Origin of the sequence: Pseudomonas sp. Marseille-Q5299, assembly GCF_943737035.1 — a bacterium.
GTDB lineage: Bacteria > Pseudomonadota > Gammaproteobacteria > Pseudomonadales > Pseudomonadaceae > Aquipseudomonas > Aquipseudomonas putida_E.
On sequence record NZ_CALSFR010000001.1, the window covers coordinates 278,693 to 304,038 of the forward strand.

The following is a 25,346-nucleotide window of genomic DNA, read 5'->3' on the forward strand; positions in this document are numbered from 1 at the left end:
AGCGCTAGCAGAATGCGCGAGACTGCGGCCGGCACGCACTGGCCGCGGCATTTCTCCACTGCCGTGGGACTTGATGATGAGCAAGCAAATTCCGGTACATGACGTTACCCCGCCTGCCAGCAAAGGGAAGGATTCCGTCGACCTCTACGCCTCTCGCGAGAAAATCTACACCCGCGCCTTCACCGGCCTGTTCCGCAGGTTGCGGATGGTCGGCGGGGCAGCGCTGTTCCTTTTGTACTTTGGCACTGTCTGGCTGAACTGGGGCGGCCATCAGGCCGTCTGGTGGAACCTGCCCGAGCGCAAGTTCTACATCTTCGGCACCACCATCTGGCCGCAAGACTTCATCCTGCTCTCGGGCATCCTCATCGTCGCCGCCTTTGGCCTGTTCTTCGTTACCGTGTATGCCGGCCGCGTATGGTGCGGCTACACCTGCCCGCAAAGCGTGTGGACGTGGATCTTCATGTGGTGCGAAAAGGTCACCGAAGGCGACCGTAATCAGCGCATGAAGCTTGACCGGGCCCCGATGAGCGCCAACAAGTTCCTGCGCAAGTTCACCAAGCACAGCCTGTGGCTGCTGATCGGCTTCGTCACCGGCATGACCTTCGTCGGCTACTTCTCGCCGATTCGCGAACTGGCCATCGAATTCTTCACCGGCCAGGCCGATGGCTGGGCCTACTTCTGGGTCGGCTTCTTCACCCTGGCCACCTACGGCAACGCCGGCTGGCTGCGCGAGCAAGTGTGCGTGTACATGTGCCCCTACGCACGCTTCCAGAGCGTGATGTTCGACAAGGACACCCTGATCGTCTCCTACGACCCGCGCCGCGGTGAAACTCGCGGCCCGCGCAAGAAGGACACGGACTACAAGGCCCAGGGCCTGGGCGACTGCATCGACTGCACCATGTGCGTACAGGTCTGCCCCACCGGCATCGACATACGCGACGGGCTGCAGATCGAGTGCATCGGCTGCGCCGCCTGCATCGACGCGTGCGACAGCATCATGGACAAGATGAACTACCCCAAAGGCCTGATCAGCTACACCACCGAACACAACCTGTCGGGGCAGAAGACCCACATGCTGCGCCCAAGGCTGATCGGCTACGCACTGGTGCTGCTGGTGATGATCGGCGCCCTGGCCACCGCCTTCGCCACCCGCTCGCTGGTGGGCTTCGACGTCAGCAAGGACCGCGTGCTGTACCGCGAGAACGCCCAGGGGCGTATCGAGAACGTGTACAGCCTCAAGGTCATGAACAAGGACCAGCGTGATCACGTGTACGTGCTGGACGCCGCTGGCCTGCCTGACCTGCGGCTCGAAGGCCAGCGGGAAATCCGCGTGGCCGCCGGCGATATCGTCAGCCTGCCGGTGCAGTTGTCGGTCGCCCCCGAGAAGCTGCCCTCGACCACCAACGAAATCACCTTCACCCTCAAAAGCGCCGATGACAGCGCTGCCGAGGTCGAAGCCAAGAGCCGCTTCATCGGCCCACAGATCCGCTGAGAGAGAACGCGAACCATGCCTGCCGCCACCGCCACCAGCCCTTGGTACAAGCACCTCTGGCCCTGGATCATCATCGGCATCCTCACCACCTCGGTATGCCTGAGCCTGACCATGGTCAGCATCGCCGTGAACAACCCCGACAACCTGGTCAACGACAACTACTACGAGGCTGGCAAAGGCATCAACCGCTCGCTGGACCGTGAATTGCTGGCGCAGAACCTGGGCTTGAAGGCAAGCGTGCACCTGGACGAGCTGACGGGCGAAGTGGACCTGCGCCTGGCCGGCAGCAGCGACCCGCAGAGCCTGGAGCTGAACCTGATTTCACCTACCCAGCCAGAGAAGGACCGTAAGGTGCTGCTGAGCCGGGTCGAGGCAGGGCGCTATGTGGGGCAACTGGAAGACAAGGTGGACGGGCGCCGCTTTGTCGAGCTGCTGGGTAGCGAAAGCGGCCAGGTGTGGCGCTTGTTCGAGGAGGAAAAAGTGGCGCATGGTGTGACCTTGCAATTGGGCGATGAAGCCATCCAGGGCGCTGAACACTTGTAGGAGCGGCCTTGCCGGGGCGCCGGACCGGTCGGAAAGGGGCGCGAAGCGGCCCCTGCAACCTATGCTGCCAAGCTGAGCAATCTATGCTGCGAAGCTCAAAATTTGGGGCCGCTTCGCGCCCCTTTCGCGACACAAGGCCGCTCCTACAGGGGAACGCGCCGGCCAGCCGATATATGTAAGGCAATGATGTGATGACCCAGCCCACCCCCTGCTACCACTGCGCCCTGCCCGTCCCCCCGGGCAGCCGCTTCACCGCCGTGGTCCTCGGCCAGCCCCGGCAGTTCTGCTGTCCCGGCTGCCAGGCAGTGGCCGAGTCGATCGTCGCCGGCGGGCTGGAACACTACTACCAGCACCGCAGCGACAATAGCGCCAACCCCGAAGCCCTGCCCAAGCAGTTGCAGGACGAACTGGCCCTGTACGACCGCAGCGACGTGCAACAGACCTTCGTCCGCCACCAGGGCGAGCTGGCCGAAACCACCCTGCTGGTCGAAGGCATCAGCTGCGCCGCCTGCGGCTGGTTGATCGAAAAGCACTTGCGCAACCTGCCCGGCGTGGCCGACGCACGCCTTAACCTGTCCAACCATCGCCTGCTGCTCAGTTGGGAAGACCAACGCCTGCCGCTCTCGCGATTGTTGGCCGAGCTGCGCCAGATCGGCTACGCCGCCCACCCCTACCAGCCAGACCAGGCCGCCGAGCAACTGGCCCGCGAAAACCGCAGCGCCCTGCGCAGGCTGGGCGTGGCCGGGCTGCTGTGGTTCCAGGCGATGATGGCGACCATGGCCACCTGGCCGGAATTCAACATCGACCTGTCGCCCGAGCTGCACACCATCCTGCGCTGGGTGGCGCTGTTTCTCACCATCCCGATCGTGTTCTACAGCTGCGCGCCCTTCTTCAAAGGGGCCGCACGCGACCTGCGCACCCGCCACCTGACCATGGACGTGTCGGTATCGCTGGCCATCGCCCTGGCCTTTGGTGCCGGGATCTGGACGGCCATCACCGGCAGTGGCGAACTGTATTTCGACACCGTGGGCATGTTCGCACTGTTTCTGCTCACCGGCCGCTACCTTGAACGCCGCGCCCGCGAGCGTACGGCAGCGGCCACCGCGCAACTGGTCAACCTGCTACCGGCCTCTTGCCTGCGCCTGGACAGCCTTGGCCGCAGCGAGCGCATCCTGCTCAGCGAACTGCAACGCGGCGACACCGTGCAGGTGTTGCCCGGCGCAGTGATCCCGGCTGACGGGCGCATTGTCGAAGGCCGCTCCAGCGTCGACGAGTCGCTGCTGACCGGTGAGTACCTGCCGCAACCGCGGCGGGCCGGCGACCGGGTCACCGGCGGCACCCTGAATGTCGAAAGCACGCTGAACGTAGAAATCGAAGCCCTTGGCCAGGAGTCGCGACTGTCGGCCATCGTCCGCCTGCTGGAACGCGCGCAGACGGAAAAGCCACGCCTGGCGCAGATTGCCGACCGCGCATCGCAATGGTTCCTGCTGTTCACGCTGGTGGCCGCCATCGTCATAGGCCTGTGGTGGTGGCACCTGGACCCGACACGGGCGTTCTGGATTGTCCTGGCCATGCTGGTAGCCACCTGCCCATGCGCGCTCTCGCTCGCCACCCCTACTGCACTGACCGCCGCCACCGGTACGCTGCACAAGCTCGGCCTGCTGGTCACCCGCGGCCATGTACTGGAAGGCCTCAACCAGATCGACACGGTCATTTTCGACAAAACCGGCACGCTCACCGAGGGCCGCCTGACGCTGCGCAGCATTCGCCCGCTGGGCGCGGTGGCCGCCGACCGCTGCCTGGCCCTTGCCGCCGCCCTGGAAAACCGCTCCGAGCACCCCATCGCCCGCGCCTTCGGTCGCAATGCCGAGCCTGCGGAGGATGTGCAAACGGTACCTGGGCTGGGCCTGGAAGGGCTGGTCGGCGGGCAACGCCTGCGCATCGGCCAGCCCACGTTCGTTTGCGCCCTCAGCGGCGCCGAAATCCCGACTGTCCCGGAGCCCCGCGGCCAATGGCTACTGCTGGGTGATCGCCAAGGCCCACTGGCCTGGTTCGGCCTGGACGACCGCCTGCGCGAGGACGCCCCTGCCCTGCTGGCGGCCTGTAAGGCGCGCGGCTGGCGCACCCTGCTGCTATCGGGCGACAGCTCGCCCATGGTCGCTGAAGTGGCCGCTCAGCTGGGTATCGACCAGGCCATTGGCGGCCTGCGCCCGGACGACAAGCTGGACCGGCTCAAGGCTCTGCAGACCTCCGGGCGCAAGGTTCTGATGCTGGGTGACGGGGTCAACGATGTGCCGGTGCTGGCCGCCGCCGATATCAGCATTGCCATGGGCAGTGCCACCGACCTTGCCAAGACCAGTGCCGATGCAGTGCTGTTGAGCAACCGCCTGCAAGCGCTGGTACACGCCTTCGACCTGGCCCGCCGCACCCGCCGCAACATCCTCGAGAACCTGCTTTGGGCGACCCTGTATAATGGCCTCATGCTGCCGTTTGCCGCGCTCGGCTGGATCACCCCGGTATGGGCCGCCGTCGGCATGTCGGTCAGCTCGCTGATCGTGGTCCTCAATGCCCTGCGCCTGACCCGGCTGCCGGGCGTGGCGGCCACCGCCAGCGCCCCACAACCTGCCATTGCCTGATCAGGAGCCGCCCATGCCAGCCCTCTATGTCATGATCCCGGCCGCCCTGCTGCTCGTCGGCGTCGCCGTGTACATCTTTTTCTGGGCGGTGGACAGCGGCCAGTACGACGACCTTGAAAGCCCTGCCCACAGCATCCTGTTCGACGACCAGGACCCACGCCACCAGGCTGCTGTCAAACAAGAGCCCGACGAGCCGCAAGACAAGGACCAACCACCCCGTGCCTGACCTGCTTCCCCTGCTCGGCTCCGCGCTGGTCCTCGGCCTGCTCGGCGGCGGCCACTGCCTGGGCATGTGCGGCGGCCTGATGGGCGCACTCACCCTGGCGATCCCGCGGGAGCAACGCGGTCGGCGCCTGCGCCTGCTGCTGGCGTACAACCTTGGGCGGGTCCTCAGCTACGCCTGCGCCGGCCTGCTGCTGGGCCTGGCCGGCTGGGCGGTAGCCAGCAGCCCTGCCGCCCTGGCACTGCGGGTGGTGGCCGCGTTGCTGCTGATCGCCATGGGCCTGTACCTGGCCGGCTGGTGGAGCGGGCTGACACGCATCGAAGCACTGGGCAGAGGGCTTTGGCGGCATATCCAGCCAGTGGCCTCGCGCCTGTTGCCGGTCTCCAGCCTGCCCCGGGCCCTGCTGCTTGGCGCGCTGTGGGGCTGGCTGCCATGCGGGCTGGTTTACAGCACCTTGCTGTGGGCAGCCAGCCAGGGCAATGCGGGGTATAGCGCGGCGCTGATGCTGGCGTTCGGGCTGGGTACCTGGCCGGTGCTGCTGGCCACAGGGCTGGCGGCGGAGCGGGTCAACAGCCTGTTGCGGCGGCGTAGCGTGCGTATGGCAGGAGGACTGCTGGTCATCCTGTTCGGCCTGTGGACACTGCCGGGGCCGCACCAGCATTGGCTGATGGGGCACTGACAGGCGCTGCTGCGCAGCGGCCCCCTAGCTCTTGATACAAATCAACACAGATTCCTACAGACGACCATAGACTCCGGGGCACTGCTGCTCATTCCGGGGACCGCCCACATGCTCGAAGATCTACGCTGGGATGCCGACCTGATCCGCCGCTACGATCTGGCCGGCCCGCGCTACACCTCCTACCCGACCGCGGTGCAACTGCACAGCGAAGTCGGCTCGTTCGACCTGCTCCACGCCCTGCGCGAAAGCCGCCGGGCCGTGCGCCCGCTGTCTGTGTACGTACACGTGCCGTTCTGCGCCAACATCTGCTACTACTGCGCCTGCAACAAGGTGATCACCAAGGACCGTGGCCGAGCCGCACCCTACCTGCAGCGCCTGGAGCAGGAAATCCAGCTGATCGCCTGCCACCTGGACCCTAAACAGCGTGTTGAACAGTTGCATCTGGGCGGCGGCACGCCGACCTTCCTCAGCCATGTGGAACTGCGCCAGCTGATGGCCACCCTGCGCCAGCACTTCAACCTGCTGGACGATGATTCCGGCGACTACGGCATCGAACTGGACCCGCGCGAGGCCGACTGGTCGACCATGGGCCTATTGCGCGAACTGGGCTTCAACCGCGTGAGCCTCGGTGTGCAGGACCTGGACCCTGCGGTGCAGCGCGCGATCAACCGCCTGCAGAGCCTGGAACAGACCCGCACCCTGATCGAGGCGGCGCGCACCTTGCAGTTCCGCTCGGTCAACCTGGACCTGATCTACGGCCTGCCCAAGCAGACCCCGGAAGGCTTCGCCCGCACCGTTGAGGAAGTGATCCGCCTGCAGCCCGACCGCCTCTCGGTCTTCAACTATGCTCACCTGCCTGAGCGCTTCATGCCGCAACGCCGTATCGACAGCAACGACCTGCCGGCCCCGGCAGCCAAGCTGGAGATGCTCCGGGCCACCATCGAGCAGCTCACCGCCGCCGGCTATCGCTACATCGGCATGGACCACTTCGCCCTGCCCGACGACGAGCTGGCCGTCGCCCAGGAAGAAGGTACCCTGCAGCGCAACTTCCAGGGCTACACCACCCACGGCCACTGCGACCTGATCGGCCTGGGGGTTTCGGCAATCAGCCAGATCGGCGACCTGTACTGCCAGAACAGCAGCGACCTCAATACCTATCAGGACGCGCTGTCCGGCTCCCAGCTGGCAACCCAGCGCGGGCTGCTGTGCAATCACGATGACCGCCTGCGACGGGCAGTGATCCAGCAACTGATCTGCCACTTCGAGCTCGACTTCGAGCCGATCGAAAGCGCCTTCACCATCGATTTTCGGGGCTATTTCAACGATCTTTGGCCAGCGCTGCTGAACATGCAAAAGGACGGCCTGATCCGCCTCGACGAAAAGGGCATCCGCATCCTGCCGGCCGGGCGCCTGCTGGCCCGCTCGGTATGCATGGTGTTCGACGCGTATCTGGCGATGCACGACCGTCAGCGATTCTCGCGGGTGATCTAGCCAAGCGAATCGTTGACCGTGTGGACAAGCCCGCTTGCCAGGCACACTATGGGCAAGAACGGACCCCCGGCATGATGCAGCTGGGGTTCGGCCAAGGCGCATCATCCTCGCGCACACTGGCCTACACCCTATGCCGTAGGTTACCCTTACGACTTATGTGTGCTTTCCCACAAGGATCGATTCAAATGTCCGAGCCAGTCAAACTGCGCGCCCACGGCCAGGCCCATTGCAAGGATTGCAGCCTGGCCCCCCTGTGCCTGCCTCTTTCGCTCAACCTGGAAGACATGGATGCACTGGATGAAATCGTCAAACGCGGACGCCCGCTGAAAAAGGGCGAGTTCCTATTCCGCCAGGGTGACAATTTCGGCTCGGTTTACGCCGTACGTTCCGGCGCCCTCAAGACGTTCAGCCTGAGCGACAGCGGCGAGGAGCAGATCACCGGCTTCCACCTGCCCAGCGAACTGGTCGGCCTGTCCGGCATGGACACTGAAGCCTACCCGGTCTCGGCCCAGGCGCAGGAAACCACCTCGGTGTGCGAAATCCCGTTCGAGCGCCTCGATGAGCTGTCGGTGCAACTACCCCAGCTGCGCCGCCAGCTGATGCGGGTGATGAGCCGTGAGATCCGTGACGATCAGCAAATGATGCTGCTGCTGTCGAAAAAGACCGCCGATGAGCGCATTGCCACCTTCCTGGTCAACCTGTCGGCACGCTTCCGCGCCCGCGGCTATTCGGCCAACCAGTTCCGCCTGAGCATGTCGCGCAACGAAATCGGCAATTACCTGGGCCTGGCCGTTGAAACCGTGTCGCGGGTGTTCACCCGCTTCCAGCAGAACGGCCTGCTGCGCGCCGAGGGCAAGGAAGTGCACATCCTCGACCCGATCCAGCTGTGTGCGCTGGCCGGTGGTGCGATGGAGGCCTGAAAGCCTGCTTGAAAAAGGTATACTGGCGCATTCGTTTTTCAGGATACCTGCAACAATGCACAGCGAAGCCTTCGACCTCAAAGCCCTGATCCGCCCGGTAGTGGACTTCCCCAAGCCGGGTGTGATCTTCCGCGACATCACCCCGCTGTTCCAGTCGCCACGCGGGCTGCGTTATGTCGCCGACCAGTTCATCGAACGCTATGTCGAGGCGGAGTTCAGCCACATCGGCGCCATGGATGCCCGGGGCTTTCTGATCGGCTCGATCATCGCCCACCAGTTGAACAAGCCGCTGATCCTGTTCCGCAAGCAAGGCAAACTGCCGGCTGACGTACTATCTGAGGGGTATCAGACCGAGTACGGTGAAGCCTTCCTGGAAGTGCATGCCGACAGCCTGTGCGAAGGCGATTCGGTGCTGATCTTCGATGACCTGATCGCCACCGGCGGCACACTGCTGGCCGCAGCCAACCTGGTGCGCCGCACCGGTGCACAGGTGTTCGAGGCGGCGGCGATCATCGACCTGCCTGAGCTGGACGGTTCGCGCCGGCTGCAGGCGGCGGGTGTGCCGACCTTCTGCCTGACCGAGTTTTCGCTGAGCGAGTACTGAGTGATTCTTGGGGTGCTTTGCACCCCTTTCGCGACACAAGGCCGCCCCTACAGGGGACCGCGTACGGCCTTATGTCGCGAAAGGGCCGCACAGCGGCCCCAGCAATTCAAATCAAAGGGAAATCGGCTTACGCCCCGCAAAGGCATGTGCCAGGGTGCCGCCGTCGACCAGCTCCAGCTCGCCGCCCAGCGGCACGCCATGGGCAATCCGCGAGGCTACCAGCCCCTTCTCGGCCAGCAACTGCGCGATGTAATGTGCTGTCGCCTCCCCTTCCACAGTCGGGTTGGTGGCCAGGATCACCTCGGTAAAGCTGCCCTGCTCCTCGATCCGCGCCATCAGCTGCGGCACGCCAATAGCATCAGGCCCCAGGCCATCAAGCGGCGACAAGTGCCCCTTGAGCACGAAGTAGCGACCGCGATAGCCGGTCTGCTCCACCGCATACACATCCATCGGCCCCTCCACCACGCACAGCTGGGTATCGTCGCGGCGCGTATCAGCGCATTGCGGGCACAACTCCTGTTCGGTCAAGGTGCGGCACTGGCGGCAATGGCCAACCCCTTCCATGGCCAGGCTAAGCGCCTGGGCCAGGCGCACCCCACCACTGCGGTCGCGTTCCAGCAACTGCAGGGCCATGCGCTGGGCGGTTTTCTGGCCGACGCCCGGCAGCGTGCGCAGGGCGTCGATCAGTTGGCGGATAAGGGGGCTGAAGCTCATGGGAAAGGCCTGATAATTCTATGAGAGGCGGTTTATACCGGCGCAGCCTGACAGCGTCAAATCTCACCTATCACAAGCGGCGCTCGATCCAAAGGCCGCCAGAACATCCAGGCATGCGCCCGGCCGCATCAGCAACGACCTGTAAACAACACCACAAAAAAAGCCGCCCTGGAACCCAGCGGCGGCTTTTCAACTGCAAATGCCTTAGAACGGCATCTTGAAGCCCGGCGGCAGCTGCATGCCTGCAGTCATGCCACCCATTTTTTCCTGGCTGCTCTGCTCGACCTTGCGTACGGCATCGTTCAGTGCAGCAGCAATCAGGTCTTCGAGCACTTCCTTGTCGTCTTCTTCAGTCGACATCAGGCTTTGATCGATGCTGACGCGCTTGACGTCATGACGACCGGTCATCACCACGCTGACCAAGCCGCCACCAGACTGGCCCGTCACTTCGGCGTTGGCCAGCTCTTCCTGCATCTTGGCCATTTTTTCCTGCATCTGCTGGGCCTGCTTCATCAGGCCGGCCATGCCACCTTTCATCATGGGGGTATACCTCGATTGGGTCGTGTGATGCAGCCCGCCGCAGGCCGGCCGCATGGTTATCCGTTACTGACCCTGACTGACCAGGGCTTCTACAGGTTCAATAGTATCCTGCCGCACGGTCGCACCGAACTGCTTGATCATCTGCTGGATCAACGGATCCTGCTCGATCGACGCCACGGCGTCCTGCTGGCGCTCGGCACGCTTGCGCGAGGCTGCCTGGGCCGGGGTTTCCTGCTCGGGCAGGATAAGCTCGATGCGCAGGTTCAGCGTGCGCCCCAGGTGCTGGTTGAGCGCTTCATTCAGCCGGCGTTGCTGGGTGGCGTTGAACAAGGCGCCCTGACCCGGGTCAAGGTGCAGCAGCCAGTCGTCACCGTCTGCGGCCATCAGCGTACAGTTTGCGGCGATGTTGCCTGTCATCCCGGACACAGGCAACTGTGGGAATAATTCCAGCCATTGCAGGGCCAGGCCGGTGGCGGGCTTGGCGGCCGGCAGCGGCTCGGGCGCAGCGATGGGGGCCTCTTCCTGAACGTGCTCGACCAGCTCGTCCAGATAGCTGAAGCCCACCGGGTCGCTTTCGCCGCCATAGTAGTCCTCATCCATCGGTGGCTCGTCATCACGCTCCATGCCCGCCGAGGCGTAGGCAGACGGATCGAATGGCGGCTCGTCATAGGCCGGCTGGGCATCTTGCGGCTCAGCGACTGAGGGCTGGGGCGCGGCAGCCGGCGCAGGCGCAGGCTCCGGCTCCGGCTCAACGGCAACGGGAGCAGGCTTGGCAGCAGGCTCCTCCCAGGGCAGGTCGATGACTTCCTCTTCCGGTGCCGGCTCGGGCTCGGCCAGCTCGGCCTTGGGCTCAGGTTGTGGTGGCGCAGCCGACATTGCCTCGACGGCAGCCGCAGGCTCGGCTTGCGGGGCCGCAACCACTGCAGCGGGTGCTGCGGCAGCAACGACAGGCGCGTCGGGGACCACCGTGGGCGCTGCCACCGGGGTTGCAGGATCAGCTGTGGCCTGGCTGATCCCCACCGGCTTTAGTACCGGTTTCGGCGCATCGTCGCTATCGGCCGGTCGGAACGCCAGCATCCGCAGCAGGACCATTTCGAAACCGCCCCGCGGGTCGGGTGCCAAGGGCAGGTCGCGTCGGCCAATCAGGCCCATCTGGTAATAGAACTGCACATCTTCGGCAGGCAAGGCCGACGCCAGCGCCAGCACTCGGTCGCGATCACCCTGACCATTGTCCACCGCCTCGGGCAGCGCCTGGGCAATGGCGACCCGGTGCAACACATTGAGCATTTCGGCCAGCACGCCACTCCAGTCCGGCCCCTGCTCGGCGAGGTTGCGCACCGCCTCCAGCAGCGCCCGCGCATCCCCTTCCAGCAGCGCCTGCAGCACACCATAGACCTGGCCGTGATCGAGGCTGCCGAGCATGGCCCGCACATCGGCGGCCAACACCCTGCCCTCACCGAACGCGATCGCCTGGTCGGTGAGGCTCATGGCGTCACGCATCGAACCATCGGCAGCGCGGCCCAGCAGCCACAGGGCATCAGGCTCGAACGGAACGTTCTCGGCCTCCAGGACATGACTCAGGTGTTCGACCACCCGCTCCGGGCTCATGTTCTTCAGCGAGAACTGCAAGCAGCGCGACAGGATGGTGGCCGGCAGCTTTTGCGGGTCGGTGGTGGCGAGGATGAACTTGACGTAGGGCGGCGGCTCTTCCAGCGTCTTGAGCAAGGCGTTGAACGAGTGCGTGGACAGCATGTGCACTTCGTCGATCAGGTAGACCTTGAAGCGCCCGCGGCTGGGGGCGTACTGCACGTTGTCGAGCAGTTCGCGGGTGTCCTCGACCTTGGTGCGGCTGGCGGCGTCGATCTCGATCAGGTCGACGAAACGGCCTTCATCGATCTCCCGGCACACCGAACAGGTGCCACATGGCGTGGAGGTGATGCCGGTTTCGCAGTTCAGGCACTTGGCGATAATACGGGCGATGGTCGTCTTGCCCACGCCCCGGGTACCGGTGAACAGGTAGGCGTGGTGCAGGCGCTGATTGTCCAAGGCATTGATCAAGGCCTTCAGCACATGGGCCTGGCCGACCATTTCGCGGAACGAGCGCGGACGCCATTTACGTGCAAGAACCTGATAACTCATCGAAAAACCATCGTAGCCTGATCGAGCGGAAGATCGCTAATGCTAGCGGAGCGGGGCCGAAATTGCACCCTGCATGGCTCGCCTAAGCTGAGTAACTGGCGCACGATCCTGGGACACCTGTAATCCCGAGCACTTTCTTCAAAGAGCCGAAATAAAACCGGCACTCAAGTACAACCCAATCCCAAATACCAAGTGCGTAACCAAACTCTTCAGACAATTACGCCAAGGCGTCGGCGTCCTGGCGGCAAAGAACCCTGCCCCCATCAATGGCTGCATGAAGCACAGCGGCGCCGCCACCGTCACCACACCCCACGCCAATGCAGGCCACACCGTCGGCGCGCGTAACCAGCCCTCGCCGGCCACCCCTACCAGCACCACCGCAAACAACACACCAATCCCATAATGGATCAACCACCCCCAGATCAGCTCGTTCGCCACCGGTTCGGCCCTGGCAATTGCCTGATGCCGTACTCGCCCCCGCAGCAGATGCCCTACCCAACGCCCCACCATGGCGAAGTTCAGCGTGGCGATACCCAAGCGCCGCAGCAACATCCCCCACAGGTCCATGATCACGGTAGCACCGACCCCGATCAGCAAAGCAGCTTGTAGCATGGCAAGCGTCATTGATTCAGCCCTCTGAAATTGACATTAAGCAACCTGCCACGCAGCATAGAAGTTGAAGTCAACTTCAAGTCAAGGCCCCTCAATGGATATTGCCGATGTCGCCAAACGCACAGGCGTCCCTGCGTCGACACTGCGTTACTACGAAAAGAAAGGCCTGCTCGAGTCACTTGCCGGGCGTGGCCAGCGGCGCCAGTTCGCCGCCGATGTTACGGACAGGCTGGCACTGATCGCCTTGGGACAGGCCGCAGGTTTTTCCCTCGATGAAGTCGGGGCGATGCTGGTGGACCAGCAGGTCGATCGGCAGAGGCTGATGGCCAAGGCGGACGAAATCGATGCACAGGTCAAACGCTTGCAGGCACTTGGCAAGGGGCTGCGGCATGCAGCGCAGTGCTCAGAGGAAAACCACCTGGCCTGTCCGAAATTTCAGCGCTTGATGAAGCTGTCAGCAGCAGGGGCGCTGCGAGGTAAACGGGCCAGAGGAAAGGCCGTATCGTGACAGGCTGAGGTTTTTGAACCCCAGAAATGGAGGCGGCCCCACCAGCCACACCCCGGCACTCGATGTTCCCGCTATGGCTGCTCCCTTCCGGGCCTGACCAGGTTAACGGGTAATCAATGCGGGGGGACCGATGGGGCCACCACTACGCGGCTCGCCAAGCAGCGAGCCGCGCCATTGTACCGGTCTGGGGCGAAGTTACAACCTTTAACCGGAGAAAAAGTCATCATTTCTCAATGACTTGTCCAGACCGATGAGGCCAGTACAATCAGATGGCAATGCCCTGCTCGTCCAGGAACACGACGAACGCATCCTCATCCAGCACCTTGACCCCCAGCTCACTGGCCTTGGCCAACTTGGAACCGGCGCCAGGGCCAGCGACCACGCAGTGTGTCTTGCCCGACACCGAACCGGCCACCTTGGCCCCCAGGCTTTCCAGCTTCTCTTTGGCGATGTCGCGGCTCATGCGCTCCAACGTGCCGGTCAGCACCCAGGTCTGACCAGCCAGGGGCAAGCCCTCGGCGACCTTCTTTTCGCTGTTCCAGTGCATGCCGAACGCCAGCAACTGGGCTTCGATGTCTCTGGCCAGCTTCTGGTTGGCCTCGTCCTTGAAAAATTCGCGCACGGCTTCGGCCTGTTTCGCTGCCAGCGCCTGACGCAGGTCGATGCCGTCGGCCGCGATGATCTTGTCCAGGCTGTCCAGCTTGGCGACCAGCTTTTCAGCGCCCGTGGGCCCGACCGAAGCGATGTCGAGCTTGGCGATCATCCCGGCCAGGGTGGTGCTGGCAGCGAACTCGGCCGCCAGCTCGCCTTCGTCCTGCAACTGCATGCCGCAAGCGAGCAACTGTTCGATGACCTTGCAGTTGTGTTCGTCTTCAAAGAAGTTGTGGATCTCGTAGGCCACTTCCAGACCAATGTCCGGCAGGTATGTCAGCACCTGCGGCAACGCCTGCTGCACCCGTGCCAGGCTGCCCAGCGAGCGGGCCAGTACCTTGGCGGTCTCCTCCCCCACATCCGGGATGCCCAGGGCATAGATGAAGCGCGCCAGGCTCGGGCGTTTGCTGGCCTCGATGGCATCCAGCAGTTTCTTGCTGGAGACTTCGGCAAATCCCTCCAGCCCGACGATCTGGTCGAATTGCAGCTTGTAGAGGTCCGCCGGCGAACCGATCAGGCCTTCGTCCACCAACTGCTCGACGCTCTTCTCGCCCAGGCCGTCGATATCCATGGCTCGCCGCGAAACATAGTGAATGATCGCCTGTTTGAGCTGGGCACCACAGGCCAGGCGGCCGACACAACGGTACACCGCGCCTTCGCTGGTGGTTTCCTTGCCCTTGCTACGCTTGACCAGCTGAGTACGCTCAACCTGGGAACCACACACCGGGCACGCGCTTGGCACCTGCACCGGTCGGGCGTCTTCGGGACGGCGTTCAAGCACCACCTGCATGACTTGCGGGATCACGTCACCGGCACGGCGGATAATTACCGTATCGCCGATGCGCAGGCCCAGCCGGGCAATCTCGTCCATGTTGTGCAGGGTGGCGTTGGACACGGTCACGCCAGCCACCTTGACCGGCTTGAGGCGTGCAACCGGCGTGACCGCACCGGTACGCCCGACCTGGAATTCCACATCCAGCACCTCGGTGAGCTCTTCCATGGCCGGGAACTTATGGGCGATGGCCCAACGCGGCTCGCGGGCGCGAAAGCCCAGCTCGCGCTGGGAGGCCAGGCTGTTGACCTTGAACACCACCCCATCGATTTCGTACGGCAGGCTGTTGCGCCGCTCGCCGATATCGCGGTAGTAAGCCAGGCACTCCTCGATACCAGCCGCATGCCTGAGCTCGCGACTGATCGGCAAGCCCCATGCCTTGAGCTGCTCGAGGATACCGATATGGCTCTCGCCAATGCTTGCCGAGACCTGGCCAACGCCATAGCAGCAGAATTCCAGCGGGCGGCTGGCGGTGATCTTCGAGTCCAACTGGCGCAGGCTGCCGGCAGCTGCGTTGCGCGGGTTGGCGAAGGTCTTGCCCCCGGCTTCGGCCTGTGCGGCATTGAGGCGATCGAAACCCGCCTTGCTCATGAACACTTCACCACGCACTTCGAGCACAGCCGGCCAACCTTTGCCCTGCAGCTTGAGCGGGATGTTGCGCACGGTACGCACGTTCGCGCTGATGTCTTCGCCGGTGGTGCCGTCACCCCGGGTCGCGCCCTGGACCAGTTGGCCATCGCGATAGAGCAGGCTCACCGCCAGGCCATCGAGCTTGGGCTCGCAGCTGTAGTCGACCGCGCCCGGCTGGTCGAGGCCTTCCACCACACGGCGGCCGAACTCACGCAGGTCGGCTTCCTCGAAGGCGTTGCCCAGGCTGAGCATGGGCACTTCGTGGCGCACCTGGCTGAACGCGGCCAGGGCAGCGCCGCCGACGCGTTGAGTGGGCGAGTCGGGAGTGATCAGGTGAGGATGTTCGGCTTCGAGGGCCTTGAGCTCGTTGAACAGGCGGTCGTACTCGGCGTCCGGCACGCTGGGCTCGTCGAGTACGTAGTAGCGGTAGTTGTGCTGGTCGAGTTCGGCGCGCAGTGCGTGGATTCGGGATTCGGCGTTCATTCTTCAGGTTCTCTTGCAAAGCAAAAGAGCAGCCCTAGGCTCAATGCCAGTCCGTTAAACGATTTGGGGCCGCTTTGCGGCCATCGCCGGGAAGCCAGCTCCCACAGGCACAGCGCAGACCTCAAGAACTGCATGGTATCTGTGGGAGCCGGCTTGCCGGCGATGGGCTGCGAAGCAGCCCTGGTAACGCTAACTGACTGGCATTAGCCCCAGGCTGCTCTTGCGCTTGAAACGAAGCGAGCAAGACCAAGGCATGGTCCGCTCGCTCAATGACATCAGCGTTTCTGGGTCAACGCGCGGCGCTCGAACTCGACGATGCGCTGGCGGTAATGCTCGATGGTCTGGGCGGTGAGCACGCTGCGCTGGTCATCCTTGAGCTCGCCATTGAGCTCGTGGGCCAGCTTGCGCGCCGCAGCGACCATCACATCGAAGGCCTGTTTCGGATGACGCGGCCCTGGCAACCCGAGGAAGAAACTCACCGCACGGGTGCTGAAGTGGTCGATGTCGTCCAGGTCGAAAATGCCGGGTTTGACCGCGTTGGCCATGGAGAACAGGACTTCGCCGTGACCGGCCATGCTTTCGTGACGGTGGAAAATGTCCATTTCACCGAAGCGCAAACCGCTTTCAAGAATATTCTGCAGCAGCGCCGGGCCCTTGAAGCCACCTTCGTCGCGGGAGATCACGCTGATCACCAGCACCTCTTCGACCGGCGGCAGCTCCTTGGCAGCACCGCCCGCATCAGCAAAACCACTGTTGCGGTTGTTGTCGCCAGCAAAATCGTCATCGGCATCGGCGAACAGGTCGGGCTCGCGCTGCTCGGCCACCAGGTCCAGGTCGCCCTGCGGCTGCAGTTCAGCGGCACGTTTGCCACGCTTGCTGGCCTTGGCCGGTTTCTGCTCGCGCTCGCGTTCACGCGCCGGCGCACTGAGCGACGGCAGGTCGCTTTCGTCCAGCTCCGGTTCCTTCTGGGTATCGAGCACCCGCGACGGGCCGAGCACCTCAGCGCTGCCTTCCTCGTCCGGGAGGTTGGAATAACTGCGATCCAGACGGAATTTCAACTTGCCTTTTCCGCCGCGCATACGGCGCCAGCCGTCGAAAAGAATACCGGCGATGACAATGATGCCGATGAGGATCAGCCACTCGCGCAGACCGATTTCCATGTAATCCCGTGCCTCTATAAAAATATGCTTGAAAACAAAGGCTTCAAAGCCCTTTAACACGTGGCGCCAACTCTATGTTCTGACAGGCGTTTTACCCACGCAAAAAACGAGTGACATTAAGCTAGCACGACCAAAGACAACTTTACACCGTCTGTCGCACATGGCGGGGGCATTTACCTGCACAATCCGCCTTCTCTTCGCTCATCAGGCGTCGACCATGGCCAATGCCTCCTCCACATCCACTGCAACAAGACGTGAACACCCAGGCTCATGCATGGTTACCCCCATCAATTGATCCGCCATCTCCATGGCAATCTTGTTATGGGTGATGTAGATGAACTGCACGCTTTCACTCATTTCCTTGACCAACCGGGCATACCGGCCGACGTTGGCATCGTCCAGCGGCGCATCGACCTCGTCGAGCATGCAGAACGGTGCGGGGTTCAACTTGAAGATGGCAAACACCAGCGCCAATGCGGTCAGTGCCTTCTCGCCGCCGGACAGCAAATGGATGGTGCTGTTCTTCTTGCCCGGTGGGCGCGCCATGATCGTCACCCCTGTATCGAGTAGATCTTCGCCCGTCAGTTCCAGATAAGCGCTGCCACCACCGAAAACTTTTGGGAAAAGTGCCTGTAATCCGGCATTTATCTGATCAAAGGTATCCTTGAAGCGGTTGCGGGTTTCCTTGTCGATCTTGCGGATGACGTTTTCCAGCGTGTCCAGCGCCTCGACCAGATCGGCGTCCTGGGCATCAAGGTAGCGCTTGCGCTCGGACTGCTGTTCGTACTCCTCGATCGCGGCCAGGTTGATCGCGCCCAAACGCTGAATACGGGCGTCGATCTGTTCCAGCTCCTGCTCGGTACCCTGTTCGCTGGCCTCGGCCTCGACGGTGGCAAGCACACCCTGCAAATCGTAGCCGTCAGCCAGCAATTGCTCCTGCAAGGTCTTGCGCCGCACATCCAGCCCCTGGCACTCCAAGCGCATCTGCTCGAGCTGGCCACGCAGCAACTGCGCCTGCTGCTCGGCCTGGGTGCGGCGCTTTTCGGCGTCGCGCAGGGCACGATCGGCTTCGTCCATGTGCAGGCGCGCCTGGCGCATTTCTTCGTCGACGCTCATGCGCCGCTCAAGCAGCTCTTCCAGCTTCAGGCGCAGCTCTTCCAGCGGTGCCTCGCCCTCCTCCAGGTTCAGGCTCAGCTGCTCCTGCCGCTCGCTCAGGCGTGCCGCCTGCAGCTCCAGACGTTCCAGGGCCTGGCGGGTCGAGTCGTGCTGGGCGCGCAGTGATCCCAGGCGCACAGCCAACTGGTGAGCGTGATCCTTGTGCTGGCGAGCTTCCTGGCGGATCCGGTCAAGGCCTTCGCGCAGGGTATCGCGGCGGGCCATCAACTGTTCGCGTTGCTCGGTGTCCTGGGCCATCAGGTCCAGGGCCTCTTGCAGCACCAGGCGGGCTTCGCCCAGTTGCTCATGCTCCAGAGCGCGCTGCTCCTGAAGTTCGCTCAATTCTTCCTGCAGCCGGCGCCGACGCAGCTCCACCTGTTCGGCACGGGCCCGGCCTGCCGAAAGGCTGGCCTTGAGCTCGCCATGCTGGCGGCTCTCTTCCTGGGTGCTACGGCGTAGCTGCTCGCGCTGCTCTTCCAGGCCCAGTTGCTGCTCACGCAAGGCTTGCAGCTGTTGCTCCATCTGCTCCAGCGTAGCTTCCAGCTCCAGTTGCTCCTGGCCGAGGCGCTCGATTTCCTGGCCCCGCGCCAGCACCCCACCCTGGGATTCGCCCCCCCGGCTGACGCGTAAAAAATGCCGACCAACCCAGTAACCATCGCGGCTGACCAGGCTCTGGCCTTCGCCAAGCCCGGCGCGTTCAGCGAGGGCTTGAGCCAGGTCTTCAACTGGCCGGACCTGGGCCAGCCAAGGGGCCAGGTCGGTGTGCCCCTCGACTTTGTCGAGCAAGCTGCCGGGCCGGCGTGCACCTTCCTGCCCCGCCACCAACAGACGCAGCTCGCCTTGCTCCAGCTCGGCAAAATCCAGGCCGGTGAAGTCCTCCACCAGCACGGCCTGCAGGTCAGCGCCCAACACGGTTTCCACCGCCAGCTCCCAACCCGGCTCCACACGCAGCCCTTGCGCCAGGCGCGGCCGCTGCTCCAGGCCTTGACCGCGAAGCCAGTCGGCAGCACCAGCCCCAGGTTCGAGCGCGGCCTGTTGCAATGCCTCCAGGGATGCCAGACGGCCCCCCAGGCGCTGCAAGTCGCCTTGCTGTTGCTGCTGAGCCTGGGTCGCCTGCTGCAATTGCGCGCGTACGCCCTCCAGGCGCTCGACCACCTGCTCTTCGGACAGCTGCAGCTCTTCAAGCAATATCTCGCTGGCAGCCAGCTGCTCGGCCAGCTCAAGCATGGCGCTGTCCTGCGGGTCAGCGCCCAACTGGTCGCGCTCCTCGCCCAACTTGCGCTGGCGCTCGGCCATGCGCTCCAGGCTGGCTTCAAGCTGCTGCAGACGCGACTGCTGCACTTCGGCCTGGCGCCGGGGCTCGGCGGAGCGGGTGTTGAAGCTGTCCCACTGCTCCTGCCAGCCATGCATGCCCAACTCGGCCTCTTCGAGGACAGCGGCAGCCTCTTCGGCTGCGGCCAAGGTCATTTCCTGCTCCGGTTCGAGCATCGCCAGCTCTTCACCGAGAGTCGCCAGCAGGGTGCGGTCATGCCCCAGGTGCGACTCGGTTTCCTGGCGCGTGCGCTCAGCTTCCTTCAGGTCATCCTGCAATTGGCGCAGGCGCTGCTGACCGTGCTGAATGCTCTGCTCGACCCGGGCAATGTCACCGGCCACCGAATAGAAGCGCCCCTGCACCTGGTTGAAGCGCTCGGACAGTTCGTGATGGCCGTCACGCAGCCGCTCGATGCTCGCATCGGCATTGCGCTGTTCGGCAACCAGCGCCTCATGGGCCACATCCTGATCGCCAATCACCGACTCGCGCTGGCGTACGCGTTCATCCAGGTCACGCCAGCGCAGCGCCGCCAAGCGTGCTTTGAGCTGCCGTTCCTGGGCCTTGTACTCACGGTATTTCTCAGCGGCCTGCGCCTGGCGGTGCAGGCGTTCGAGCTGGCGCTCGAGCTCATCGCGCAGGTCGGTCAGGCGCGCCAGGTTCTCCTGGGTGCGGCGGATGCGGCTTTCGGTCTCGCGGCGGCGCTCCTTGTACTTGGAGATGCCCGCCGCCTCTTCGATGAAGTTGCGCAGCTCCTCGGGCTTGGCCTCGATCAGCTTGGAGATCATGCCCTGTTCGATGATCGAGTAGCTGCGCGGGCCCAGGCCGGTGCCGAGGAAGATGTCGGTGATGTCGCGGCGGCGGCATTTGGTGCCGTTCAGGTAATAGGTGTTCTGCCCGTCACGGGTGACCTTGCGGCGGATGGAGATTTCCGCATAGGCGGCATATTCGCCCAGCAGCGTGGTCTCGCTGTTGTCGAAGATCAGCTCGATGCTGGCCTGGCTGACCGGTTTGCGGCTGGTGGAGCCGTTGAAGATGACATCGGTCATCGACTCGCCACGCAGGTTCTTCGCCGAGCTTTCGCCCATCACCCAGCGCACCGCATCGATGATGTTGGACTTGCCGCAGCCATTGGGCCCGACCACGGCCGCCATGTTGCTGGGGAAGTTGACGGTGGTCGGGTCGACGAACGACTTGAAACCGGCCAGGCGAATGCACTTCAGGCGCATCGGTCAGCCTCGGGCCAGCGCCGCCAGCACCAGCTCGCAACTGCGCTGGCAATAGGCGGTGAGTACCTCGCGGATGCGCGGCAGATCACGGGCGACCACGGCGTCGAGCAGGTGGGCGAACAGGTCAAGGTAATCGAGCATGTTGGCCTGGCGCTGGTCGAGGGCCAGATAATAGGCCCGGCTCATGGCCGGCTGCAGGTTTTCGACGGTTTCCTGCAGGTAAGGATTGTCGGCAAACGGATAGGCGGCGCGCATCACGGCAAAACTGTCGGCGACGAAGGCCTTGATGTCACCTTGTTCACGGGCCTGCTGCAGGCGTTGCTGGATGTCCAGGAACGGGCGCAGGTCTGCGTCGGTGCGCCATTTCTGCGCAACGGCGTTACCCAGCAGAATGTAGAACTCGCCCATGAGGGCGCACAGGCTGCGCACGCTGCGCTCGTCGAGCCTGGTCACATGGGCGCCGCGGCGCGGCAGGATCGCAACCAGATGACGACGTTCGAGGATCAACAACGCTTCACGCACCGAGCCGCGGCTGACATTCAACGCTTGGGTGACCTTCTGCTCCTGGATGCGCTCACCCGGCTCGAGCTCGCCGCGGATGATGCGTTCGGCCAGGTAGTCGGCAATCTGCTCGGAGAGGCTGTCCGGCGCCTTGAACGTCATGGTTTTCCTTCAAAATCATTGAACTGGGCACAAGCGGACGATTGTAGCGCACTTGGCCAGCAGTCGCGCAGAGGGGCGACAGCCTTTATTTGAGCCGCCAGACAACGGTCAAGGCGGCCCGATCTATGCTTTGTATATGGGCAGGCTGGGCGGCCAGACTACCGTGCGGAGAATTTCTTGACCTTCAAGTCAGAAAATTATTGACCATCGTGTCAGCTCTGCTTATTGTCCGCTCAACAACAATAAAACCATTGCGAGGCCATCCCCGTGATCCAGTTTCTCGTCAACCAGGAGCTGCGCAGCGAGCACGCCCTGGACCCGAACATGACGGTGCTGCAGTACCTGCGTGAGCACCTGGGCAAACCCGGCACCAAAGAAGGCTGCGCCAGCGGCGACTGCGGCGCCTGCACCGTGGTGGTCGGCGAGCTGACCCAGGATGATCAAGGCCAGGACAGCCTGCGCTACCGCAGCCTCAACTCCTGCCTGACCTTCGTTTCGTCGCTGCACGGCAAGCAACTGATCAGCGTCGAGGGCCTCAAGCACCAGGGCGAACTGCACAGCGTGCAACAAGCCATGGCCGACTGCCACGGTTCGCAATGCGGCTTCTGTACCCCAGGCTTCGTCATGTCGCTGTTCGCCCTGCAGAAAAACAGCCAGGGCCACGACCTGCATCAGGCCCAGGAGGCGCTGGCGGGCAACCTGTGCCGCTGCACCGGCTACCGGCCGATTCTCGATGCTGCCGAACAGAGCTGCCGCCAACCCTGCCGCGATCAGTTCGACGCGCAACAAGCGCTGACCATCAGCCGCCTGAAAGCCATCACACCAACCCAGACCGGCGAGCTCAACAGCGGCGACAAGCGCTGCCTGGTGCCGCTGACCGTGGCCGACCTCGCCGACCTGTACAGCTCGCACCCCGAAGCGCGCTTGCTGGCAGGCGGCACCGACCTGGCGCTGGAAGTCACCCAATTCCACAAGACCTTGCCGGTCATGATCTATGTCGGCCACGTGGCCGAACTCAAACGCATCGACAAGACCGCCAGCCACCTGGAAATCGGTGCCGCCACGCCGCTCACCGATTGCTATGGCGCGCTCAACGAGGAATACCCCGATTTCGGCGACCTGCTGCACCGCTTCGCTTCGCTGCAGATCCGCAACCAGGGTACCCTGGGCGGCAACATCGGCAACGCCTCGCCGATCGGCGACTCACCGCCCTTGCTGATCGCCCTCGATGCACAGATCGTGCTGCGCCAGGGCGACCGCCAGCGCACGATGCCACTGGAGGACTACTTCATCGACTACCGCATCACTGCCCGCCAGGACAGCGAATTCATCGAGAAGATCATCGTACCGCGTGCCAGCAATGACTGGGCCTTCCGCGCCTATAAAGTCTCCAAGCGTCTGGATGACGATATCTCGGCCGTGTGCGGCGCCTTCAACCTGAGCATCGAAGACGGCGTGGTCAGCGGGGTGCGCATTGCCTTCGGTGGCATGGCCGCTATCCCCAAACGTGCCCGCGCCTGTGAAGCAGCCCTGCGCGGCAAGCCCTGGAACCAGGCGAGCCTGGAGCGCGCCTGCCAGGCCCTGGCCGAGGACTTCACCCCGCTCAGCGACTTCCGCGCCAGCAAGGAATACCGCCTGCTGGCCGCGCAGAACCTGCTGCGCAAGTACTTCATCGAACAGCAAACGCCGCACATCGAAACCCGGGTGACCGACTATGTCTAACCATCACGCCGTCAAGAGCCAGGCCGAGATGGCCGAACTGTTCAGCCAGGACCTGACCACCGGGGTCGGCCGCAGCGTCAAGCACGACAGCGCCGATAAGCACGTGGCAGGTGAAGCGGTGTACATCGACGACCGCCTGGAGTTTCCCAACCAGTTGCACGTCTATGCGCGCACCGCCGACCGTGCCCACGCACGCATCCTGCGCATCGATACCACACCTTGCTATGCCTTCGAAGGGGTGCGCATCGCCATCACCCACGAGGACATTCCTGGCCTGAAGGACATCGGCCCGGTGGTGGCCGGTGACCCGTTGCTGGCCATCGACAAGGTCGAGTTCTTCGGCCAGCCGGTGCTCGCCGTGGCCGCGCGCGACCTGGACACCGCGCGCCGTGCAGCAATGGCGGCGATCATCGAATACGAAGACCTGGAGCCGGTACTGGACGTGGTCGAGGCATTACGCAAGAAGCACTTCGTACTCGACAGCCACACCCACCAGCGCGGTGATTCGGCCACCGCCCTGGCCAGCGCCCCGCACCGCCTGCAGGGCACCCTGCATATCGGCGGCCAGGAGCATTTCTACCTGGAGACGCAGATTTCCTCGGTAATGCCCACCGAAGACGGCGGCATGATCGTCTTCTGCTCCACGCAAAACCCTACCGAAGTGCAGAAGCTGGTCGCTGAAGTGCTCGACGTGCCGATGAACAAGGTGGTGCTCGACATGCGCCGCATGGGCGGCGGCTTCGGCGGCAAGGAAACCCAGGCCGCCAGCCCGGCCTGCCTGTGCGCGGTGATCGCACGCCTGACCGGCCAACCGACCAAGATGCGCCTGCCGCGCGTCGAAGACATGATGATGACCGGCAAGCGCCACCCCTTCTATGTCGAGTACGACGTCGGCTTCGATGACGACGGGCGCCTGCGAGGCATCAACATGGACCTGGCCGGCAACTGCGGCTACTCGCCCGACCTTTCCGGCTCGATCGTCGACCGTGCCATGTTCCACTCCGACAACGCCTACTACCTGGGCGATGCCACCGTGCACGGCCACCGCTGCAAGACCAACACCGCCTCCAACACCGCCTACCGCGGCTTCGGCGGCCCACAAGGCATGGTTGCCATCGAGCAGGTGATGGACCACATTGCGCGTCACCTGGGCCGTGACCCGCTGGCAGTGCGCAAGGCCAACTACTACGGCAAGACCGAGCGCAACGTCACCCACTATTACCAGACCGTCGAGCACAACATGCTCGAGGAGATGACGGCCGAGCTGGAAGCCAGCAGCGACTACGCAGAACGCCGCGAATCGATCCGCCGCTTCAACGCCAACAGCCCGGTCCTCAAGAAAGGCCTGGCGCTGACCCCGGTCAAGTTCGGCATCTCGTTCACCGCCACCTTCCTCAACCAGGCCGGCGCGCTGATTCATATCTACACCGATGGCAGCATCCACCTGAACCACGGCGGCACCGAGATGGGCCAGGGCCTGAACACCAAGGTGGCCCAGGTCGTTGCACAGATTTTCCAGGTTGATTTCAGCCGCATCCAGATCACCGCCACCAATACCGACAAGGTGCCCAACACCTCGCCAACGGCGGCATCCAGCGGCGCCGACCTGAACGGCAAAGCGGCGCAGAATGCCGCCGAGATTCTCAAAAAGCGCCTGACCGAGTTCGCCGCGCGGCATTATCAGGTTACCGAGGAGGACGTCGAGTTCCGCAACGGCCATGTGCGCGTGCGCGACCAGATCGTCAGCTTCGAACAACTGGTGCAGCAGGCATACTTCGCCCAGGTGTCGCTGTCGAGTACCGGCTTCTATCGCACGCCGAAGATCTTCTACGACCGCAGCCAGGCACGCGGCCGGCCGTTCTACTACTTCGCCTTCGGCGCCGCCTGCGTGGAAGTGGTCGTCGATACCCTGACCGGCGAGTACAAGATGTTGCGCGCCGACATCCTGCACGACGTCGGCGATTCGCTGAACCCGGCCATCGACATTGGCCAGGTGGAAGGCGGTTTCATCCAGGGCATGGGTTGGCTGACCACCGAAGAGCTGGTGTGGAATGCCAAGGGCAAGCTGATGACCAATGGCCCGGCCAGCTACAAGATCCCGGCCGTGGCCGACATGCCGCTGGATCTGCGGGTGAAACTGGTGGAAAACCGCAAGAACCCGGAAGACACCGTGTTCCACTCCAAGGCGGTTGGCGAGCCACCGTTCATGCTCGGCATCGCCGCCTGGTGCGCGATCAAGGATGCAGTGGCCAGCATTGCCGATTACCGGCTGCAACCGAACATCGACGCACCGGCGACACCGGAGCGGGTGCTGTGGGGGTGCGAGCAGATGCGCAAGCAAGTAACTGCCGCGCAGCCTGCCTTGCAGGAACTGGAAACCTCCACTCACTGACGCCGCAGACCTGTGTAGG

General features: G+C 63.7%; 19 protein-coding genes and 1 other RNA gene. 11 read left to right on the forward strand and 9 right to left on the reverse strand.

Annotated features, from left to right (window positions below; genetic code table 11):
* Nucleotides 1-76: 76 nt before the first annotated feature.
* From ccoG to NGJ21_RS01155, 8 genes are all read left to right on the forward strand, one after another.
* Nucleotides 77-1,492 (forward strand): cytochrome c oxidase accessory protein CcoG, encoded by a 1,416-nt coding sequence (gene ccoG / locus NGJ21_RS01120; protein ID WP_046785294.1) that lies wholly within the window; start codon nt 77-79, stop codon nt 1,490-1,492.
* 15 nt (nt 1,493-1,507) lie between these two features.
* A complete protein-coding gene (locus tag NGJ21_RS01125) occupies nt 1,508-2,035 on the forward strand; it encodes a FixH family protein (protein WP_046785426.1) in 528 nt (175 codons plus the stop codon).
* 191 nt (nt 2,036-2,226) lie between these two features.
* Nucleotides 2,227-4,671 carry a heavy metal translocating P-type ATPase gene (locus tag NGJ21_RS01130; protein ID WP_251961704.1) on the forward strand — a complete coding sequence of 815 codons (2,445 nt, stop codon included), beginning with the start codon at nt 2,227-2,229 and terminating at the stop codon, nt 4,669-4,671.
* Between the two features lie 13 nt (nt 4,672-4,684).
* Nucleotides 4,685-4,897 carry a cbb3-type cytochrome oxidase assembly protein CcoS gene (ccoS, locus tag NGJ21_RS01135; protein ID WP_046785296.1) on the forward strand — a complete coding sequence of 71 codons (213 nt, stop codon included), beginning with the start codon at nt 4,685-4,687 and terminating at the stop codon, nt 4,895-4,897.
* Nucleotides 4,890-5,573 (forward strand): sulfite exporter TauE/SafE family protein, encoded by a 684-nt coding sequence (locus tag NGJ21_RS01140; protein WP_115274247.1) that lies wholly within the window; start codon nt 4,890-4,892, stop codon nt 5,571-5,573. Before ccoS ends, NGJ21_RS01140 begins: the two co-directional genes overlap by 8 nt.
* A 108-nt stretch (nt 5,574-5,681) precedes the next feature.
* Nucleotides 5,682-7,064: an oxygen-independent coproporphyrinogen III oxidase gene (hemN, locus tag NGJ21_RS01145; RefSeq protein WP_115274246.1), complete on the forward strand. Its 1,383-nt coding sequence runs from the start codon at nt 5,682-5,684 to the stop codon at nt 7,062-7,064.
* Between the two features lie 185 nt (nt 7,065-7,249).
* Nucleotides 7,250-7,984, forward strand: a complete 735-nt coding sequence (gene fnrA, locus NGJ21_RS01150; RefSeq protein WP_012315416.1) for a Crp/Fnr family transcriptional regulator FnrA — start codon at nt 7,250-7,252, stop codon at nt 7,982-7,984.
* Between the two features lie 55 nt (nt 7,985-8,039).
* Nucleotides 8,040-8,588 carry an adenine phosphoribosyltransferase gene (locus tag NGJ21_RS01155; RefSeq protein ID WP_003254303.1) on the forward strand — a complete coding sequence of 183 codons (549 nt, stop codon included), beginning with the start codon at nt 8,040-8,042 and terminating at the stop codon, nt 8,586-8,588.
* Between the two features lie 111 nt (nt 8,589-8,699).
* Here the strand turns inward: NGJ21_RS01155 and recR are convergent, their stop codons facing one another.
* From recR to NGJ21_RS01175, 4 genes are all read right to left on the reverse strand, one after another.
* Nucleotides 8,700-9,302 carry a recombination mediator RecR gene (gene recR / locus NGJ21_RS01160; RefSeq protein WP_012315417.1) on the reverse strand — a complete coding sequence of 201 codons (603 nt, stop codon included), beginning with the start codon at nt 9,300-9,302 and terminating at the stop codon, nt 8,700-8,702.
* Nucleotides 9,303-9,506: 204 nt separating this feature from the next.
* Nucleotides 9,507-9,842, reverse strand: a complete 336-nt coding sequence (locus NGJ21_RS01165) for a YbaB/EbfC family nucleoid-associated protein (RefSeq protein WP_012315418.1) — start codon at nt 9,840-9,842, stop codon at nt 9,507-9,509.
* 63 nt (nt 9,843-9,905) lie between these two features.
* Nucleotides 9,906-11,981: a DNA polymerase III subunit gamma/tau gene (gene dnaX / locus NGJ21_RS01170; RefSeq protein ID WP_251961705.1), complete on the reverse strand. Its 2,076-nt coding sequence runs from the start codon at nt 11,979-11,981 to the stop codon at nt 9,906-9,908.
* 138 nt (nt 11,982-12,119) lie between these two features.
* Nucleotides 12,120-12,605, reverse strand: a complete 486-nt coding sequence (locus NGJ21_RS01175) for a DUF2938 domain-containing protein (protein WP_046785300.1) — start codon at nt 12,603-12,605, stop codon at nt 12,120-12,122.
* Nucleotides 12,606-12,687: 82 nt separating this feature from the next.
* Here NGJ21_RS01175 and NGJ21_RS01180 point away from each other — a divergent pair, with 82 nt between their 5' ends.
* Entirely contained in the window at nt 12,688-13,101 is a 414-nt protein-coding gene (locus NGJ21_RS01180; protein WP_119687518.1) for a helix-turn-helix domain-containing protein, read from the forward strand.
* 36 nt (nt 13,102-13,137) lie between these two features.
* On the opposite strand, the gene ffs is transcribed toward NGJ21_RS01180, so the two are convergent.
* The 5 genes from ffs to NGJ21_RS01205 all read right to left on the reverse strand — a co-directional run bounded on the left by ffs (nt 13,138) and on the right by NGJ21_RS01205 (nt 21,213).
* Nucleotides 13,138-13,234: signal recognition particle sRNA small type (gene ffs / locus NGJ21_RS01185), an RNA gene on the reverse strand.
* A 132-nt stretch (nt 13,235-13,366) separates the two neighbouring features.
* Nucleotides 13,367-15,697, reverse strand: coding sequence for an NAD-dependent DNA ligase LigA (gene ligA, locus NGJ21_RS01190; protein ID WP_251961706.1), 2,331 nt, complete (start codon nt 15,695-15,697; stop codon nt 13,367-13,369).
* A 275-nt stretch (nt 15,698-15,972) separates the two neighbouring features.
* Complete coding sequence (gene zipA, locus NGJ21_RS01195; protein ID WP_115274215.1) at nt 15,973-16,857, reverse strand: cell division protein ZipA; 885 nt, start codon at nt 16,855-16,857, stop codon at nt 15,973-15,975.
* A 204-nt stretch (nt 16,858-17,061) separates the two neighbouring features.
* A complete protein-coding gene (gene smc, locus NGJ21_RS01200; protein WP_115274214.1) occupies nt 17,062-20,550 on the reverse strand; it encodes a chromosome segregation protein SMC in 3,489 nt (1,162 codons plus the stop codon).
* Between the two features lie 3 nt (nt 20,551-20,553).
* On the reverse strand, nt 20,554-21,213 hold the full coding sequence (locus NGJ21_RS01205; RefSeq protein ID WP_012315435.1) for a GntR family transcriptional regulator: 660 nt from the start codon (nt 21,211-21,213) through the stop codon (nt 20,554-20,556).
* 267 nt (nt 21,214-21,480) lie between these two features.
* Here NGJ21_RS01205 and xdhA point away from each other — a divergent pair, with 267 nt between their 5' ends.
* Together xdhA and xdhB are read left to right on the forward strand one after the other, a co-directional pair.
* The gene (xdhA, locus tag NGJ21_RS01210; protein ID WP_046785304.1) at nt 21,481-22,935 is read left to right on the forward strand and encodes a xanthine dehydrogenase small subunit; all 1,455 of its coding nucleotides are present in this window, start codon (nt 21,481-21,483) and stop codon (nt 22,933-22,935) included.
* Nucleotides 22,928-25,327 carry a xanthine dehydrogenase molybdopterin binding subunit gene (gene xdhB / locus NGJ21_RS01215; protein ID WP_251961707.1) on the forward strand — a complete coding sequence of 800 codons (2,400 nt, stop codon included), beginning with the start codon at nt 22,928-22,930 and terminating at the stop codon, nt 25,325-25,327. Before xdhA ends, xdhB begins: the two co-directional genes overlap by 8 nt.
* Nucleotides 25,328-25,346: the final 19 nt, after the last annotated feature.